Consider the following 16,135-nt stretch of genomic DNA (forward strand, 5'->3'; position numbering starts at 1 on the left):
CTACTCGACTCCCAGCAGCAGGGGGTAGTGCGGCTGTCCGCCGTCGATGACGGTGACCTCCACGTCGCGGTGGCCACGCTCGATCCTCGCGCCGAGGTCCTCGACGAGCCCCTCGGGCGCGGCCTCCCCGCCGATCACGGTCACCAGCTCGCCGCCGCTGGACAGCAACCGTCGGACCACGTCGAGGGCGACCTCGGCCAGGTCGTGGCCCACGACGACGACATCGCCGCCGACCGCCCCGAGGACGTCGCCCGCCTCGCAGGGACCGGCGCTCGTGAGCGCCTGCTTGCTCGCGAGGGCCACCGCGCCGTGGCGCGTGGCGGCGGCTGCGTGGCTCATCTCGGCGGCGTTCCGCGCGGCCGAGGCGTTCTCGTCGAAGACGGCGAAGGCCGCGAGCCCCTGCACCGCGGTCCGCGAGCGCACGAGGTGGACGTCGAGGCCCTCCTGCTCGGCGGCACTCGCGGCCGCCCGGGCCGCCATCTCGGTGTCGCGGTCGTTCGGCAGCACGATGACCGACAGTGCGTGGGTGGCGCGGATGGCGTCGAGCAGCTGCCCGGCGGAGGCCCGCAGGCCCGGACCACTGGTCACGACGACGGCCCCCGCCCCCTCGAACACCTCGGCCAGGCCGGGTCCCGCGGCGCAGGCGACCACCGCGACGCCCGACGCCGGGAGGCGGTGACCCACCTGGTCGGCGAAGTGCGTGACGCGGACACGGTACGGCCGCCCCGCGTCCAGCCCCGCCTCGATCGCGGCCCCGACGTCGTCGACGTGCACGTGGACGTTCCAGAGGTCCGGTCCACCGACGACGAGCAGCGAGTCGCCCAGCCCGTCGAGGACCTCACGCAACGCCGCTGCGCGCTCCTCGTCGCTGTCCCGCAGGAGGTACATCACCTCGAACGCGGGGCCGCCGGGCGTCGCGTCGTGGCCGCTCGTGGGGGCTCCCCCGGTGCGGCCCATCGGCTCGACCGGCCCGCCCTGGCGGCTCCACTCCTCACGGCGGCGCAGCGAGGGGTCCTCGGCGAACGGCTCCATCCGTTCGCCGACGTGGGCCCCGTCCTGGTGCACCACGCGCGCGAGGGCCTCGAGCAGCAGGAGGTACCCGGCCGCACCGGCGTCGACGACCCCCGCGCGCTCGAGGGCGGCGAGCTGGCCCGTCGTGGCCCTCAGCGCCGCCGTCGCCGCGTCGAGCGCCGCCTCGGCGACGGCGGGCAGCCCCTCCTCGACCGCTGCGGCGCCCGCCTCGGCCGCCGCCTTGGCGACGGTGAGGATGGTGCCCTCCTCGGGATGGGTGACGCTGGCGTACGCGCGGGCGCTGGCCCGCGCCATACCGTCGGCGATGACGACCGGACCGGCCTCGGGCAGGCCGCTCTCCGCGATGGCCTCCGCGAACCCCCGCACCAGCTGGCTCAGGATCACTCCCGAGTTGCCCCGGGCGGTGAGCAGCATCGAGCGGGACAACGCCGAGCACTCCTGCTCCAGGGTGGCCGTCCCGAGGATGCCGGCCTGCTCGTGCTCGGCCCGCACGGAGTCCAGCGCGGCGTCGAGGGTGAGGTAGAGGTTCGTGCCCGTGTCACCGTCCGGGACGGGGAAGACGTTGAGCGCGTCGATCTCCGCCCGGCGCGCCGCGAAGGCCATCCGGGTGAGCACGGCCCACCGCCGCGCATCGACGGCAGACAGGGCTTCGAGCACGGTGGCAGGCTAGTGCCCAGCACCGTCGGGAGCCTCGTTTTGGTCGGAGCACCTGTCCTCGGCTACTCTTGACCGGTTCCCGTGGTCCTTCGTGGTGCTTCATTGCGCCCGCATCCGGCCCGGGACATTCCAAGTCTTGTCACCATCGAATTTCAGGAGAACCCCGTGGCTGCCAACTGCGACGTCTGCGGCAAGGGACCGAGCTTCGGTCACAACATCTCGCACTCGCACCGCCGCACCAAGCGTCGCTGGAACCCCAACATCCAGCGCGTCAAGGCTCTGGTGGGCGACGCGGGCGTGACCCCGAAGCGTCTCAACGTCTGCACCTCGTGCCTCAAGGCCGGCAAGGTCAAGCGCTGACCCTGCCCGACCGGCACTGACCGAAGCCGACCCTCCCCTCGCGGGACGGTCGGCTTCGTCGTTCCCGGGGCTGCTCCCCCGGCCACTCCCCCTGCCGCGCGTCCGGTCGCAGGTCAGCGGGCGCGTCCGCGTCGCCCCGCGGAGGGGTATGGCGCGGGGCCGGGTCAGCCCGCGAAGTGGTCCCAGCCCCGGGGCTGCTGGGACACCCGGTCGAGGGTGACGCCCTCGCCCTCCTCGACCCGACCGAGCGGCCGCCACCCGCCGGGCAGCGGGCCCGCGAACGTCGCCAGGAGGCTGTGCTCCTCACCGCCTGCGAGCACGCACTCGAGCGCGGCCTCGCCGACCGCCTCGCGCAGCACGATCAGGTCCGGCTCGAGGAGCGCCGAGTCGAGGGCGAGGCGCACGCCGCTGGCAGCGGCGATGCGCGAGCCGTCGCGCAGCAGGCCGTCCGAGACGTCGAGCATCGCCGTGGCGCCGGCGTCGGCGGCGGCGGGCCCGGCCGAGAGCTCGACGAGGGGCCTTCGGTGGTGTGCCAGGCACGTGGCCCGCACGCCCCCGGTCTCGTCGTGAGCGGCGGCGCCCTGCTGCAGGAGCACCAGCCCGGCGGCCGAGCGTCCCAGGCTGCCGTGGACGGCCACGGTGTCGCCCGGGCGGGCGCCGCTGCGCAGCACCGGATCCCGCCCCTGGAGGTCGCCCAGGGCGGTGATCGACACCATGACGGTGCCGGCGGGCGCCGACGAGAGGTCCCCGCCGGCGACGGCCACCCCGGCCGCGTCGGCCAGACCGCCCAGCGTCCGGGCGAACTCGACCGCCCAGTCCGCCGGGGTCGCCGGGTCGGCGACGAGGGTGACGACCAGTGAGGTGGGGACAGCGCCCATGGCCGCGACGTCGGCGACGTTCTGGGTGAACGCCTTGGTCGCGACGTCGGCGGCCGTGGACCACTCGTCGAGCCAGTCGCGTCCGCGCACCATGGCGTCCGTCGTGACGACCACCGGTCCGGTCGAGGCCAGCACCGCCGCGTCGTCCCCCGGCCCCACGAGCACGCCCTCGCGGGCGGGGAAGAACGGGAAGATCTCGGCGAGCAGCGACGCCTCCGAGACCTGCGCCAGTGTGCGACCGGCCGTGACCATGACTTGACCTCCTCGTGACAGCCCGGGGAAGACGGCCGGGACACCGGCACGGTAGCGTCTGCCCTGGCCGTGGCTCCGCTGCGGCCTGGTTCTCTCGGGACGACGACGTCCCGGCCAACCGGAACATGACGTGTCGTCGTCGACGTCACGACATGTCCCATCTTCGACAGAAGTTGAGGTGCTCAGTGGTGGTCCAGGCCTACATCCTGATCCAGACCGAAGTCGGCAAGGCGGCGACCGTCGCAGAGGCCATTGCCGGTATCGCCGGCGTGGTCCTGGCAGAGGACGTCACCGGCCCCTACGACGTGATCGCTCGCGTCGAGGCCAACACGGTCGACGAGCTGGGCAAGCTCGTCATCGCCAAGATCCAGGACGTCCCGGGCATCACCCGGACCCTGACCTGCACCGTCGTCCACGTCTGACGTGAGCCGCGCCGCCCGTCGGCGCCTGCTCGTCGCTGCCGCCGGCCTCCTCGTCCTCGGGGTGGCCGGCGGCGTGCTGTATGCCGTGCAGTCGCCCGAGCAGGTCGCCGCGCCGGCCCACGTGGCGGCGTGCGAGACCCCGATGAGCCGGATGCCGCCCACGGTCGGCGGCCAGCGTTCCCGCGGGGTCTCCGTCGCGGAGGGCACCGACCCGCGCGACGTCCGCGAGTGGGGCGACCCCGCGATCATTGCGACCTGCGGCTGGCCGGCCCTCGGGCCGACCTCCGACCAGTGCCTCGACGTCGACGGCGTCGACTGGGTCGCGCAGGAGCTCAGTGACGGCGTCCGGTTCACGACGTTCGGGCGCGACCCCGCGATCGAGGTCCTGGTCCCCGACGCCTACGCCCCGGCCCCGCTCCTGCTCCCTGCCTTCAACGACGCCGCCAAGGCCCTCCCCGGCAACAACCGCACCTGCAGCTAGGCGCCTTCGCGCGCTGTGGCGCCCGGTCCCCCACTCAGTGGGCACCAACCGCCGCTCACCGAGCGCCATACCGACACTTCCCGCTCACCGAGATCGGTTGCAGCGGGGAGCGGAGGTGGGAGCGGAGCGGGGTGGGCAGGGGGCACGAAGGCCCGCTGGTGGGTCTGGCGGGAGCGCCGGAGCGAAGCGGAGGCGCGAGTGGACGCGGGCCGAGTGCCCCCTGCCCAGCCCGCGACCGTGCGATGACGAGGGGCTACCGGAGGCCGACGGGACGGGTCAGGGCGAGCTGGAGCAGCTCGTCGATGAGCTCGGGGTAGCCGAGCCCCGTCGCCTGCCACATCTGCGGGTACATCGAGTGCGGCGTGAACCCGGGCATGGTGTTGATCTCGTTGATGACGACGTCCCCGGCCTCGGTGTAGAAGCAGTCGACCCGCGCCAGCCCCTCGCACCCCAGCGCCTCGAACGCCGCCGCCGCGAGCCTCTGCACCTCTGCCGCGATCTCGTCGGGGACCTTGGCCGGGCAGGACAGCACGGCCCCGTCGTCGAGGTACTTCGCCTCGAAGTCGTAGAACTCGTGCCCGCCCTCGGCGGTGACCTCGATCTCGCCGACGTGCGAGACGCGAGGCTCGTCGGTGCCACGGCCCTGGAGGACCGCGCACTCGATCTCCCGGCCGACGATGCCCTGCTCGACGACCACCTTGAGGTCGTGCGTGCGCGCCACCTCGATCGCGCCTTCGAGGGCCTCCGGCGTCGAGACCTTGGAGATGCCCATGCTCGAGCCGGCGCGGGCCGGCTTCACGAACACGGGGTAGTCGAGCGCCGCGACGGCATCCATGGCGGCGGCCTTGTCGCGACGCCACTGCGCGTCGGTCACCACGACATACGGCCCGACGGGGAGGCCGGCCCCCGCGAACAGGACCTTCATGTGGTGCTTGTCCATGCCGGCGGCCGAGGCGAAGACGCCGGACCCGACGTAGCGGATGTCGGCGAGCTCGAGCATGCCCTGGATCGTCCCGTCCTCACCGAACGGGCCGTGCAGCAAGGGGAAGACGACGTCCACCTCACCGAGCGAGCGCGGCACCTCGGCCGCCTCGAGGCTGACCAGGGTGCGGTCGGTGGTGGCCAGCGGGACGACGACGCCGGCACCGTCGGCCGCCACCTCGGGCGTGCGCTCGGACGTCAGCTCCAGCCGCTGCGGGTCACCGTCGGAGAGCACCCAGTGCCCGTCGCGGGAGATCCCGATCGGGACGATGTCGTAGGCGTCGCGGTCGATCGCACGCATCACGCCTGCCGCCGTGGCGCAGGACACCGCGTGCTCGGAGGAACGGCCGCCGAAGACGATGGCGACGCGGGGCTTCTGGGCAGGCTCGCGAGAGGCTGTGGGCTGGTCCGTGGTCATCGCGGACGAGCGTATCCCGCTCACCGGGCGGGCACGGAGCACGGCTCGCGGGCGCCGCCGCCTACGCTGGCCGCGTGAGCCACGAGAGCCTGTCCCCCGCCTCCCGCGTCGTCGCCCTCGGACGCCAGCCCCGGGTGCCCGGCGCCGGCGTCAACGCGCCCCTGGAGTTCTCGTCCACCTACATCGCGGACGGCCCGGTCAACTACGCGCGGGTCGGCAACCCCACGTGGACGGCGTTCGAGGAGGCCCTCGGCTCGCTCGAGGGCGGCGACGCGCTCGTCTTCGCCTCCGGTATGGCGGCGGTGTCGGCTGCCGTCTCCCTCGTCCCCCACGGTGGCGCGGTCGTGGTCCCGCACCACGCGTACAACGGGACGACGGCCCTGCTCGACCAGCTCGCCGCCACCGGGGCGGTCGTGGTCAGGCGGGTCGACCCGACCGACCAGGCCGCGGTGCGCGCGGCCCTCGACGGCGCCGCCATGCTGTGGCTCGAGTCGCCGACGAACCCGATGCTCGAGGTCTCGGACCTGCGCGCGTTGTCCGCGATGGCGAGGGAGACCGGCGCGATCACGGTGTGCGACAACACCTTCGCCACCCCGCTCGTCCAGCGCCCGCTCGAGGACGGGGTCGACATCGTGCTCCACTCGGTGACCAAGTACCTGTCGGGCCACTCCGACGTCATCCTCGGCGCCCTCGTGACCGCCTCGACCGAAGCCGGCGCAGAGCTGCGTGCGCGGCTGTCGACGGCGCGCGTGCTCGGCGGCGCCATCGCGGGGCCGATGGAGACCTGGTTGGCACTGCGCGGGCTGCGCACCCTGCACGTGCGGCTGGAGCGCGCCACCGCCAACGCCCGTGAGCTCGCGGCTCGCCTCGACGGCCACCCCGGTGTCGAGACGGCCCGGTACCCCGGGTTCGGTGCCATCATCGCCGTCGAGGTGCCGGGGGGTGCGGAGGCGGCCGAGCGGGTGGCCGCGGCCACCACGTTGTGGACCCACGCGACCAGCCTCGGTGGCGTCGAGTCGCAGATCGAGCGGCGCCGACGCCACCCGGCCGAGCCCCACACCGTCCCCGAGAACCTGTTGCGCCTGTCCGTGGGCATCGAGGACGTCGAGGACCTGTGGCACGACCTCGACCGGGCCCTGCGCGGCTGACCGACCGGCTACTCGGCCTCGTTCTTCAGCGCCCGGAGCATCAGGGCGCCGACGACCTCCTTGGGGCTGCGGCCGTCGTGCACCACCGCTGCGACCTGCTCGATGATCGGCACCGAGACCCCGTGGTCGTGCGCGAGCTGGAGGATCGACTCGCACGACTTCACGCCCTCGGCCGTCTGCCGGGTGACGGCGACGACCTCCTCCACGGTCATGCCCTTGCCGAGGTTGAGCCCGAACGTCCGGTTGCGGGACAGGGGCGACATGCACGTGGCGATGAGGTCCCCCACCCCCGCGAGACCGCTGAACGTCACGGGGTCGGCACCGAGCTTCATGCCCAGCCGCGACGTCTCGGCCAGGCCGCGGGTGATGATCGAGGCCTTGGAGTTGTCGCCCATGCCGAGCCCCTCGGCCATGCCGACCGCGAGCGCGATGACGTTCTTCACCGCGCCACCGAGCTCGGCGCCGACGACGTCGGTGGTCGTGTAGGGACGGAAGTACGGCGGGTTCGAGGCCTCCGCGACCATCTCGGCGATGCGCTCGTCGATGCACGCGATGACGCTGGCGGCCGGCTGCTTCTGGGCGATCTCCTTGGCGAGGTTCGGTCCCGAGACCACGACGATGCGGCCGGGTTCGATGCCCCCGGCCTCGGCGATGACCTCGCTCATCCGCTTCGTGGTGCCGAGCTCGACGCCCTTCATCAGCGACACGATCGCGGCACCGGCCGGCAGGGCGTGGGCCCACTCGGCGAGGTTGGCGCGCAAGGTCTGCGACGGAACCGCCAGGACGACGATGTCGGCGTCCGCCGCGGCCTCGAGCGGATCGGCGGTGGCGCGGATGCCGTCGGGCAGCGCGATCCCGGGCAGGTAGTCCTCGTTGCTCCCCGCGTTGATCTGGTCGACCATCTCCTGGCGTCGGCCCCACATGGTCACGGGGGTGCCCCCGTCGGCCAGCACCGCGGCATACGCCGTGCCCCAGCTGCCCGTGCCGAAGACCGCGGCCCTGGTCACGCGCCCTCCCCGTTGCGGCGGTGGAAGTTGCCGGTCTCGGGGAGCCCGTGCTTGCGTGAGTCGAACCGCTCGGCCGGGGCCTTCTCGCCGCGGATGCCCTCCAGCTGCACCGTGATGGCGTCGACGATGCGGTCGGTCGCCTGGCGCAGCAACGGCCCCGTCACCGGCTGGTCGTACAGGTCGCTGAGGTCGACGGGCGGGCCCGCGGACATCTGGATGCGCGTGCGCGGGAACAGCCTGGGCTTCTTGGAATAGGGCGCGAGCATCTCCTGCGGACCCCACTGCGCCACCGGGATCACGGGGCAGCGGGTCGTCAGGGCGATGCGCGCCGCACCGGTCTTGCCGACCATCGGCCACAGCTCGGGGTCACGGGTGAGCGTGCCCTCGGGGTAGACGCCGACGCACTTGCCCTCGTTGACCGCGGCCACCGCCGCGCGGAAGGCGTCCGCCGCGCGACCGGTGTTGCGGTACACCGGGATCTGCTGCGCCCCACGCAGGATCGCGCCCGCCACGGGGATCCGGAAGACCGCCTCCTTGCCGAGGAAGTACGGGGGGTGGCCGTTGTCGTAGAGGAAGTGGGCGAACGTGAACGGGTCGGCGTAGGAGAGGTGGTTGGGGCAGACGATGAACCCGCCGGACGTCGGGAGGTGCTCGGTGCCACGCCAGGTGCGCTTGGTGAGCAGCAGCATCAGGGGACGCACGATCGCCACCGCCAGGCGGTAGGCGAAGGGCAGTGGGCGTGTGCCGCTGGCGGTCACGTGGGATCTCCGTGGTCAGGATCGGGGGCGACGGTCGAGTGTGCATCCTCTCTGGTCAGGGGGTCGGTGTCGAGGAACCGCGCCACCACCTGCGACGATCGGGGTGATGAAGTCCCCCAGCCCCCGACCGCCCGGTCTCCGGTGGTACCTCGTGGTGCCCGTGAAGGGCGGCGCCGGCGCCAAGTCGCGACTGCACCCCCCGGCCGGCGTGGGTCGCGAGGACCTCGCGCTGGCCCTCGCCACTGACTGCCTCTCCGCCTGCTGCGCCGGTATGCCGCCCGCGCGCGTCGTCGTCGTCTCCTCCGACCCGCGGGTGTCCGAGGTCGCGCTCGGGCTCGGCGCCCACGTCGTCGCCGATCCCGGTGGGGGCCTCGACGCGGCGGTGGTGGCCGGTCGTGACCACGTCGCCGCGTCGGCACCGGGTGACCCGCTGGCCGTCCTGCTCGGCGACCTGCCCTCGTTGCGACCCGAGGACCTGGTCGCCGCGCTGGACGCAGCAGCGGCTCACGCGATGGCGCTCGTGCCGGACGCCTCCGGCGAGGGCACCACGTTGCTCACGGCCCTGGACGCGACGGCGCTGCACCCGCGGTTCGGGACGGGTTCGGCGGCGGCGCACACCGGGGCCGGGCACGTGCCGCTGGACCTCGACCTTCCCCGGCTGCGCACCGACGTCGACGACGACACGGCCCTGACCGCCGCTGCGGGCCTGGGCCTCGGTCCCGCGACCAGGGCCGCCCTGTCCGCGGCCCGTCTGGAGGCCCCGGCGCCCACGTGACGCGGGCTACGCTGCCACCCATGCAGGGCAGCGTGCACAGGTTCGACGAGCAGACCGGGGCGGGCTCCCTCCTGCTCGACGACGGCCTCGAGGTGACCTTCTCCGCGGCGGTGTTCGGGGCGAGCGCCCTGCGGCACCTGCGCCCCGGTCAGCGGTTGAGCCTGGACGTCGGTGACGACGGCCGTGAGGCCACGAGGCTCTGGATCGTCGGGATCGGCGACGACCAGGTGATCGGCTGACGCTGCCGGTCAGCCGACCTCGTAGTCGGCGCCGAGCGCGTCGAGCTTCTCGGAGAACCGCTCGTAGCCGCGGTAGATGAGCTCGATGCCGTGCACCTTGGACTGCCCCTCGGCGGCCAGGGCGGCGATGAGGTAGCTGAACCCGCCGCGCAGGTCCGGCACCGTGATCTCGGCACCGCGCAACGGCGTCGGGCCGGAGATGACGGCGCTGTGGCGGAAGTTGGCCCGGCCGAAGCGGCACGGGGAGCCGCCGAGGCACTCCTTGTAGAGCTGGACGACCGCGCCCATCTCCCCCAGCGCCTCCGTGAAGCCCAGGCGGTTCTCGTAGACCGTCTCGTGGACGATCGACAGGCCACTGGTCTGGGTCAGGGCGACCACGAGCGGCTGCTGCCAGTCGGTCATGAACCCCGGGTGGACGTCGGTCTCGAGCACCAGCGAGTTCAGGGTTCCCCCGGCGTGCCAGAAGCGGATGCCCTCGTCGTCGATGTCGAAGTCGCCACCGATCTTCCGGAAGACGTTGAGGAAGGGCATCATCGCCTGCTGCTGGGCGCCGCGGACGTAGATGTCACCCCTGGTCGCCAGGGCCGCACACGCCCACGAGCCGGCCTCGATGCGGTCCGGGATGGCCAGGTGGTCGTAGCCGCCGAGACGGTCGACCCCGTCGATCTTGATCACCCGGTCGGTCTCGACGCTGATGATCGCGCCCATCTTCTGAAGGACGGCGATCAGGTCGAGGATCTCGGGCTCGACGGCCGCGTTGCGCAGCTCGGTGACGCCCTGGGCACGGACCGCGGTCAGCAGCACCTGTTCGGTCGTGCCCACCGAGGGGTACGGCAGCTTGATGCGGGTGCCCTTGAGTCCGTTGGGGGCAGTGAGCCGCAGGCCCTCCGGCCGCTTCTGGACGTCGGCACCGAACTGGCGCAGCACGTCGAGGTGGTAGTTGATCGGCCGCTCACCGATGCGGCAGCCGCCGAGGTCGGGGATGAAGGCCTCGCCGAGGCGGTGCAGCAGCGGCCCGCACAGGAGCACCGGCACCCGGGAGGACCCGGCGTGCGCGTCGATGTCGGCGACATGGGCCTGCTCGACGTTCGTGGGGTCGAGCAGCAGCTCGCCGTCGCGGTCGGTGGAGTCGATCTTCACACCGTGCAGCTCGAGCAGGCCGGAAACGATCTTGACGTCGGAGATCTCCGGGACGCCCCGGAGGCGGCACGGGTCCTCCGCCAGCAGCGCCGCCACCATGGCCTTGGACACCAGGTTCTTGGCCCCACGGACCTCGAGGTCTCCGACCAGGGGCGAGCCACCGTTCACGGTGAGGATGTTTGCCATGGCGCAAGCATCCCACCACGCCCTCCCCCGCGTGCGACAGAGGTCGGCACCCGTTCGGGAGCCGACCTCTGTCGTGGTGGGTCAGACGCTGGTCAGGCCCGTGGACGGGCCCGGATCAGCACCGGTCAGAACCGGTCAGGCCTTCTTGGCCGTGCGCTTGACGGCGGCCTTCTTGGCCGGAGCGGCCTTCTTCGCGGGAGCAGCCTTCTTGGCCGGAGCGGCCTTCTTGACGACGGCCTTCGTCGCGGGAGCAGCCTTCTTGGCGGGCGCAGCCTTGGTGGCGACGGCCTTCTTCGCCGGAGCCGCCTTCTTGGCCGGGGCCGCCTTCGTCGCGGGAGCAGCCTTCTTGGCGGGCGCAGCCTTGGTGGCGACAGCCTTCTTCGCCGGAGCCGTCTTCTTGGCCGGTGCCGCCTTCTTCGCGGGAGCAGCCTTCTTGGCCGGAGCCGCCTTGCTGGCCACAGCCTTCTTCGCCGGAGCCGCCTTCTTGGCCGGGGCCGCCTTCTTCGCGGGAGCAGCCTTCTTCGCAGCCGTCGTGGACTTGGCGGTGGCGGTCTTGGCCGTGCCGGCCGCGGCGCGGGCGCCGGCGACAGCGGCCTTGGGCAGCGAGCGCGGGTTCTTGACGACGTCCTTGAACGCCGAGCCGGCGCGGAACTTGGGGACGACCGTCTTCTTGATCTTCACCGAGGCGCCGGTGCGGGGGTTGCGGCCGGTCCGGGCGGCACGAGCGGCCTGCTCGAAGGTGCCGAAGCCGGTGATGGCGACGCTGCCGCCCTTGGCGACCTCACGGATGATCACGTCGACGACGGCGGTGAGAGCGTCACTTGCCGCCTTGCGGCTGCCGAGCCGGGACTCGAGCTCCTTGATCAGTTCTGCCTTGTTCACGGCTTCCCCTCCACAGGGTTGGTGGTGCCGGACACCCTTGGTCCGGCGAGGTGGGCGGCCGAGCCACTGCCCGACGTGGGTCCGACGTTAGGGCTGTTGGGCGTGCTAGTCCACCACTGCGACGCCCTGATCCATTGTGTCGCAACGGATTCAGCCCCAAACGTGCCCCAGCGGGGAGCCCATTTGCGGGTTCGGGCCGCGCTCGCACACACGGACGGGGTCCGGCGCCGAGCGATCGACTGGACCACCGATTGTGTTGTGGTGCAACAGAATCTGCGCCATCCAGCGCGGCACAGGACGGGTCAGCAGCACGCGGAACGGCCCCGGCAGCTGCTGCCGGGGCCGTGTCGCAGCAGGCCCAGTGGGCCCACCCGAGGAAATTTCGTGCCGTGTCGGCGCGCCGCGCCCTCAGGCGCTGGTCGTGGACGGCTTGTAGGACGGCCGGCGCCCCTCGAACTCGGTGACGTCCTGCTCGTGGCGCAGGGTGAGGCTGATGTCGTCGAGTCCCTCGAGCAGCCGCCACCGCGTGTAGTCGTCGACCTCGAACGGGGCGACGATGTCACCGGCGGTCACGGTCCGCGAGACCAGGTCGACGGTCACGGACGCCCCCGGCTCGTTCTCGAGGTACTTCCAGATGAGCTCGATGTCGTCCTGGGACAGCTGGGCCGTGAGCAGCCCCTGCTTGCCGCTGTTGCCCCGGAAGATGTCGGCGAACCGGGACGACAGCACGACGCGGAAGCCGTAGTTCATCAGCGCCCAGACGGCGTGCTCCCGGGACGAGCCGGTGCCGAAGTCGGAGCCGGCCACGAGGACCGACCCCGCGGCATACGAGGGGTTGTTGAGGATGAAGGTCTCGTCGCGGCGCCAGGCCGCGAACAGGCCGTCCTCGAACCCCGTCCGCGTCACGCGCTTGAGGTAGACGGCGGGGATGATCTGGTCGGTGTCGACGTTGCTGCGGCGCAGCGGCACCCCGATACCGGTGTGGGTCGTGAAGGCGTCCATCAGTAGCTCCCCTCGCTCGCGGTGGTGGTCGATGGGTCCGCGCCCTGCGCGGAGCCGACGGCGGCGTCGACGAGGTCTGCAGGGCTGGACAGCGTGCCGCGCAACGCCGTCGCGGCGGCGACCAGCGGGCTGACCAGGTGGGTCCGACCGCCCTTGCCCTGCCGACCCTCGAAGTTGCGGTTGGACGTCGAGGCGCTGCGCTCGCCCGGGGCCAGCTGGTCGGGGTTCATCCCGAGGCACATCGAGCAGCCGGGGAGGCGCCACTCGGCACCGGCCGCGGTGAAGACCTGGTCGAGACCCTCCTCCTCGGCCTGCAGGCGCACCCGCGCCGAGCCGGGAACGACGAGCATCCGCACGCCCTCGGCGACCTTGTGGCCCTTGACGACCTCGGCGGCGGCCCGCAGGTCCTCGATGCGGCCGTTGGTGCAGGAGCCGACGAAGACGGTGTCGACCCGGATCTCGCGCAGCGGGGTGCCGGCGGTCAGGCCCATGTACTCCAGGGCGTGACGCGCGGCGGCCTTCTCGTTGTCGTCGCCCATCGTCTCGGGGTCCGGCACCGCGGCGCTGAGCGGCAGGCCCTGGCCGGGGTTGGTGCCCCAGGTGACGAACGGCGTCAGCGTCGTGGCGTCGAGGTCGACCTCGGCGTCGAAGACCGCGTCGTCGTCGCTGCGCAGGGTCTTCCAGTCCGCCACCGCGGCGTCCCAGTCGGCACCGGTCGGGGCGTGGTCGCGACCCTCGAGGTAGTCGAAGGTGGTCTGGTCCGGGGCGATCATCCCGGCGCGGGCACCCGCCTCGATGGACATGTTGCAGACGGTCATGCGGGCCTCCATGGACAGCGCGCGGATGGCGCTGCCGCGGTACTCCAGGACGTAGCCCTGGCCACCGCCGGTGCCGATCTTCGCGATGACCGCGAGGGTGATGTCCTTGGCGGTCACGCCGGGCTGGAGCTCGCCCTCGACGTTGATCGCCATCGTCCTGAACGGCTTGAGGGGCAACGTCTGGGTCGCCATCACGTGCTCGACCTCGGACGTGCCGATGCCGAAGGCCAGCGCACCGAACGCACCGTGGGTCGAGGTGTGGCTGTCGCCGCAGACGATCGTCATGCCGGGCTGGGTCAGGCCGCGCTGCGGGCCGACCACGTGGACGATCCCCTGCTCGGCGTCACCCATCGGGAAGAGCCGGACACCGAACTCCTCGCAGTTGCGGCGCAGGGTGTCCACCTGCGTCTTGCTCACGAGGTCGGTGATCGGGCCGGGGGTCGTCGGGACGTTGTGGTCCTCGGTGGCCAGCGTGAGGTCCGGTCGTCGCACCGTGCGCCCTGCGAGCCGCAGCCCGTCGAAGGCCTGCGGCGAGGTCACCTCGTGGATGAGGTGGAGGTCGATGTAGAGGAGGTCCGGTTCGCCCTCCGCGCGACGCACGACGTGCGCGTCCCACACCTTCTCGGCCAAAGTTCCTGACACGTGTCCCACTCCTCCGTCGCGTCCTGCGTCCTGCTCGCGCGCGTGTTTCGTCGGTGCGCCACGCCGCGCGGATCTCCCACGTTGGCACGCACGACACGCCCTCGGATTTGCGTCTCATCGAATGAGACGGCAATATCATCCCATGGACAACACGAGTGGAGTCGGCGTTCTCGACAAGGCAGCCATCGTCCTGGGTGCCCTCGAGGCGGGGCCGTCGACCCTTGCGCAACTGGTGACCGCGACCGGTCTGGCCCGCCCGACGGCCCACCGACTGGCCGTCGCGCTCGAGCACCACCGACTGGTCACCCGCGACCTGCAGGGTCGCTTCGTGCTCGGACCGCGGCTCGCCGAGCTGGCTGCGGCCGCCGGCGAGGACCGGCTGCTCGCTGCCGCAGGGCCGGTGCTCGGCGCCCTGCGGGACCACACCAACGAGAGCGCCCAGCTGTTCCGCCGCCAGGGCGACCACCGCATCTGCGTCTCCGCCGCAGAGCGTCCGGTGGGCCTGCGCGACTCGATCCCGATCGGCGCGACGTTGTCGATGCTGGCCGGGTCGGCCGCCCAGGTACTGCTCGCCTGGGAGGAGCCCGACCGCCTGCACCGTGGCCTGCACGGCGCCAAGTTCACCGCGACCACCCTGTCCGGCGTCCGCCGCCGCGGCTGGGCGCAGAGCGTCGGCGAGCGCGAGGCCGGCGTGGCCTCGGTGTCCGCCCCGGTCCGCGGACCCTCGGGCCGGGTCGTCGCCGCGGTGTCGATCTCCGGCCCCATCGAGCGACTCTCCCGCCAGCCCGGTCGGCTGCACGCCGCCACGGTGATCGCCGGCGCCAACAAGCTCACCGAGGTGCTGGCCCGCCACCACGCGCAACAGCAGCAGCAGAACCACGCCTGACCCGGCGCCATACCCCTCCCCACACCTCGCGAAGCGGGGGTTGCTCGGCAACACGGCACCTGTTTCCACCGGTGTCGCCGGACAACCCCCGCTTCGCCGTGTCGGCTCCCACGCCCCGGTATGCCGCGGCGCACTGTGGATAGTGTCGCTCCCCATGCGGATCTCCGAGCTCTCCGAGGCGAGCGGTGTCCCGGTCGCGACCCTCAAGTACTACCTGCGTGAAGGCCTCCTGCCGCCCGGCGAGAGCCTGGGCGCCACGAGGGCCGACTACTCCGAGGACCACCTGCGGCGGGTGCGCCTGGTCCGTGCGCTGGTCGACGCCGGGGTCAGCGTCGCCGAGGCCAGGCGGGTGACCGAGGCCTTGGATGACCCACCGCGGTCACGGCACGACCTGCTCGGCCGCGCGCAGTACGCGCTCCCGGCACCGCACGCCGCGACGCCGGTGAGCGACGAGGTCACCGGGCTGCTGGCCGACCTCGGCTGGGTCGTGGGGCCCGACTCCCCCGCGCTGCACTCGCTCAGCGGGGCGATCGCTGCAGCCCGGTCGGCCGGGGTGCCGCTGCCCACCGACGCACTGACGGGGTACGCGCGGGCCAGTGAGGCCGTCGCCGCAGTCGACGTCTCGAACGTGCCCACCGACGACCTCGCCTCGGCCCTGCACCGGGTCGTGGCCGGCACCGTCCTCGTCGACCCGGTCCTGGCAGCCCTGCGCCGTCTCGCCCAGGAGCACGTGAGCAGTCGGGGCTGACGGCGCGGGCGCCGAGCTGCCCGGCCGGTCCAGGCCGTGCGATGTCCCAGACATGCGCGAAGGCCCCCGCCCTGGTGGGCGGGGGCCTTCTGCGAGTAGCCCCGACGGGATTCGAACCCGCGCTACCGCCTTGAGAGGGCGGCGTGCTAGGCCGCTACACAACGGGGCCCTAGCTGGTTTCGCCCGGCGCCTTGCGGCTCCGGGCAGCGGAGAGAACCTTACCGAACAGTGAGGGAATTCTCCGAATCGGCGTGTGTCCCAAGGGACTTGCGCCTGAGCTGGGGTACCAGGACTCGAACCTAGAATGACGGTACCAGAAACCGTAGTGTTGCCAATTACACCATACCCCAAGGGGGTATCACGCCCAGCGCGCCCGAAGGCCTTCAGGGAGTGAACCGAGAAGCGATACTACCGGTCTGCCCC

17 protein-coding genes and 2 tRNA genes are annotated in these 16,135 nt (G+C 72.4%); 8 read left to right on the forward strand and 11 right to left on the reverse strand.

Features of this window, described 5'->3' with window-relative positions; genetic code table 11:
- A complete protein-coding gene (locus ASD62_RS05995; RefSeq protein WP_056915178.1) occupies positions 1 to 1,689 on the reverse strand; it encodes a DAK2 domain-containing protein in 1,689 nt (562 codons plus the stop codon).
- A 165-nt stretch (positions 1,690 to 1,854) separates the two neighbouring features.
- Between ASD62_RS05995 and rpmB the strand changes: the two genes are divergently transcribed.
- Positions 1,855 to 2,049: a 50S ribosomal protein L28 gene (gene rpmB, locus ASD62_RS06000; protein ID WP_055814433.1), complete on the forward strand. Its 195-nt coding sequence runs from the start codon at positions 1,855 to 1,857 to the stop codon at positions 2,047 to 2,049.
- 164 nt (positions 2,050 to 2,213) lie between these two features.
- Here rpmB and thiL read toward each other — a convergent pair whose 3' ends face one another.
- Positions 2,214 to 3,179: a thiamine-phosphate kinase gene (thiL, locus tag ASD62_RS06005; RefSeq protein WP_056915179.1), complete on the reverse strand. Its 966-nt coding sequence runs from the start codon at positions 3,177 to 3,179 to the stop codon at positions 2,214 to 2,216.
- A 188-nt stretch (positions 3,180 to 3,367) separates the two neighbouring features.
- On the opposite strand from thiL, the gene ASD62_RS06010 reads away from it, so the two are divergent.
- Positions 3,368 to 3,601: an Lrp/AsnC family transcriptional regulator gene (locus ASD62_RS06010; protein ID WP_056915180.1), complete on the forward strand. Its 234-nt coding sequence runs from the start codon at positions 3,368 to 3,370 to the stop codon at positions 3,599 to 3,601.
- Position 3,602: 1 nt separating this feature from the next.
- Positions 3,603 to 4,082, forward strand: a complete 480-nt coding sequence (locus ASD62_RS06015) for a DUF3515 family protein (protein WP_056915181.1) — start codon at positions 3,603 to 3,605, stop codon at positions 4,080 to 4,082.
- Between the two features lie 253 nt (positions 4,083 to 4,335).
- Here ASD62_RS06015 and ASD62_RS06020 read toward each other — a convergent pair whose 3' ends face one another.
- Positions 4,336 to 5,481, reverse strand: a complete 1,146-nt coding sequence (locus ASD62_RS06020; RefSeq protein WP_056915182.1) for a D-alanine--D-alanine ligase family protein — start codon at positions 5,479 to 5,481, stop codon at positions 4,336 to 4,338.
- 74 nt (positions 5,482 to 5,555) lie between these two features.
- Here ASD62_RS06020 and ASD62_RS06025 point away from each other — a divergent pair, with 74 nt between their 5' ends.
- Positions 5,556 to 6,629 (forward strand): PLP-dependent aspartate aminotransferase family protein, encoded by a 1,074-nt coding sequence (locus tag ASD62_RS06025; RefSeq protein WP_056915183.1) that lies wholly within the window; start codon positions 5,556 to 5,558, stop codon positions 6,627 to 6,629.
- Between the two features lie 8 nt (positions 6,630 to 6,637).
- Here ASD62_RS06025 and ASD62_RS06030 read toward each other — a convergent pair whose 3' ends face one another.
- Both ASD62_RS06030 and ASD62_RS06035 read right to left on the reverse strand, forming a co-directional pair.
- Positions 6,638 to 7,636 carry an NAD(P)H-dependent glycerol-3-phosphate dehydrogenase gene (locus tag ASD62_RS06030; RefSeq protein WP_056915184.1) on the reverse strand — a complete coding sequence of 333 codons (999 nt, stop codon included), beginning with the start codon at positions 7,634 to 7,636 and terminating at the stop codon, positions 6,638 to 6,640.
- Positions 7,633 to 8,394 carry a 1-acyl-sn-glycerol-3-phosphate acyltransferase gene (locus ASD62_RS06035; protein ID WP_235530647.1) on the reverse strand — a complete coding sequence of 254 codons (762 nt, stop codon included), beginning with the start codon at positions 8,392 to 8,394 and terminating at the stop codon, positions 7,633 to 7,635. The genes ASD62_RS06030 and ASD62_RS06035 overlap by 4 nt, the downstream gene beginning before the upstream one ends.
- Positions 8,395 to 8,500: 106 nt before the next feature.
- Here ASD62_RS06035 and cofC point away from each other — a divergent pair, with 106 nt between their 5' ends.
- Both cofC and ASD62_RS06045 read left to right on the forward strand, forming a co-directional pair.
- Positions 8,501 to 9,169: a 2-phospho-L-lactate guanylyltransferase gene (gene cofC / locus ASD62_RS06040; protein WP_056915185.1), complete on the forward strand. Its 669-nt coding sequence runs from the start codon at positions 8,501 to 8,503 to the stop codon at positions 9,167 to 9,169.
- A gap of 20 nt (positions 9,170 to 9,189) precedes the next feature.
- On the forward strand, positions 9,190 to 9,408 hold the full coding sequence (locus ASD62_RS06045; protein WP_056915186.1) for a hypothetical protein: 219 nt from the start codon (positions 9,190 to 9,192) through the stop codon (positions 9,406 to 9,408).
- Between the two features lie 9 nt (positions 9,409 to 9,417).
- Here ASD62_RS06045 and murA read toward each other — a convergent pair whose 3' ends face one another.
- From murA to leuC, 4 genes are all read right to left on the reverse strand, one after another.
- Positions 9,418 to 10,734: a UDP-N-acetylglucosamine 1-carboxyvinyltransferase gene (murA, locus tag ASD62_RS06050; RefSeq protein ID WP_056915187.1), complete on the reverse strand. Its 1,317-nt coding sequence runs from the start codon at positions 10,732 to 10,734 to the stop codon at positions 9,418 to 9,420.
- 135 nt (positions 10,735 to 10,869) lie between these two features.
- Positions 10,870 to 11,616, reverse strand: coding sequence for an HU family DNA-binding protein (locus ASD62_RS06055; RefSeq protein WP_056915188.1), 747 nt, complete (start codon positions 11,614 to 11,616; stop codon positions 10,870 to 10,872).
- Positions 11,617 to 12,024: 408 nt separating this feature from the next.
- Positions 12,025 to 12,618 carry a 3-isopropylmalate dehydratase small subunit gene (gene leuD / locus ASD62_RS06060; protein WP_056915189.1) on the reverse strand — a complete coding sequence of 198 codons (594 nt, stop codon included), beginning with the start codon at positions 12,616 to 12,618 and terminating at the stop codon, positions 12,025 to 12,027.
- The gene (gene leuC / locus ASD62_RS06065; protein ID WP_056915190.1) at positions 12,618 to 14,078 is read right to left on the reverse strand and encodes a 3-isopropylmalate dehydratase large subunit; all 1,461 of its coding nucleotides are present in this window, start codon (positions 14,076 to 14,078) and stop codon (positions 12,618 to 12,620) included. The genes leuD and leuC overlap by 1 nt, the downstream gene beginning before the upstream one ends.
- A gap of 142 nt (positions 14,079 to 14,220) precedes the next feature.
- Here leuC and ASD62_RS06070 point away from each other — a divergent pair, with 142 nt between their 5' ends.
- Together ASD62_RS06070 and ASD62_RS06075 are read left to right on the forward strand one after the other, a co-directional pair.
- Entirely contained in the window at positions 14,221 to 14,964 is a 744-nt protein-coding gene (locus ASD62_RS06070; RefSeq protein ID WP_056883602.1) for an IclR family transcriptional regulator, read from the forward strand.
- A gap of 154 nt (positions 14,965 to 15,118) precedes the next feature.
- Complete coding sequence (locus ASD62_RS06075) at positions 15,119 to 15,712, forward strand: MerR family transcriptional regulator (protein ID WP_056915191.1); 594 nt, start codon at positions 15,119 to 15,121, stop codon at positions 15,710 to 15,712.
- A gap of 96 nt (positions 15,713 to 15,808) precedes the next feature.
- Here the strand turns inward: ASD62_RS06075 and ASD62_RS06080 are convergent.
- Both ASD62_RS06080 and ASD62_RS06085 read right to left on the reverse strand, forming a co-directional pair.
- Positions 15,809 to 15,881: transfer RNA gene (locus ASD62_RS06080), tRNA-Glu, on the reverse strand.
- A 109-nt stretch (positions 15,882 to 15,990) separates the two neighbouring features.
- Positions 15,991 to 16,062, reverse strand: a tRNA-Gln gene (locus tag ASD62_RS06085).
- Positions 16,063 to 16,135 lie beyond the last annotated feature (73 nt).

The organism is Phycicoccus sp. Root563, assembly GCF_001427915.1.
Classification (GTDB): domain Bacteria; phylum Actinomycetota; class Actinomycetes; order Actinomycetales; family Dermatophilaceae; genus Pedococcus.